The organism is Mesorhizobium sp. M1E.F.Ca.ET.063.01.1.1 (assembly GCF_003998155.1).
Taxonomy (GTDB): domain Bacteria; phylum Pseudomonadota; class Alphaproteobacteria; order Rhizobiales; family Rhizobiaceae; genus Mesorhizobium.
In genome coordinates this window covers 1-447 of record NZ_RZSC01001616.1, presented here as the reverse complement: position 1 = coordinate 447, position 447 = coordinate 1, and the positions used below count along the sequence as shown (strand labels likewise).

At 59.3% G+C, this 447-nt stretch carries 1 protein-coding gene and 1 pseudogene; both read left to right on the top strand.

Going from position 1 to position 447, the window contains the following annotated elements:
- A partial coding sequence (locus EOA29_RS40070; RefSeq protein WP_127222586.1) for a tetratricopeptide repeat protein occupies positions 1 to 240 on the top strand: 240 nt, incomplete at its 5' end.
- A gap of 2 nt (positions 241 to 242) precedes the next feature.
- Positions 243 to 447: pseudogene (locus EOA29_RS40065) on the top strand (prepilin peptidase); the annotation flags it as partial.

The following is a 447-nucleotide window of genomic DNA, read 5'->3' as shown; positions in this document are numbered from 1 at the left end:
TGTAGCGACCGCATCAGGCGCTTCGACCTCGCCGATCGGGCCTATGGCCGAGCATTCAAGCTGATCGGCGGCACGCCCGAATATTACAACAATGTCGGTTATTCTTATCTGCTGCGCGGCAAGCTGCAGAATGCCCGCACCAACTTCCTCAAGGCCTATGAGCTGGCGCCCAAGGATCCAACCGTGGCCAATAATCTGAAGCTCCTGGCCTCCAGCGTGCAGAACGTCGAGCGGCAGTAGCTATGCTGCTCGGCGCATCGTTGCTGCTCAAGGCACTTGCCATCCCCCTGCTTGCAAGGATCGCCTGGGTGGATTTCACCACCCAGAAGATAACCAATCGCGACGTTCTGCTGCTGCTTTGCCTGGGCCTCGGGTCCCTGCAACTGCTGTCGGTTCAGTCCGGATCGTGGTGGGACATGGGCTTGAGCGCACTTGCCGGTCTTTTGC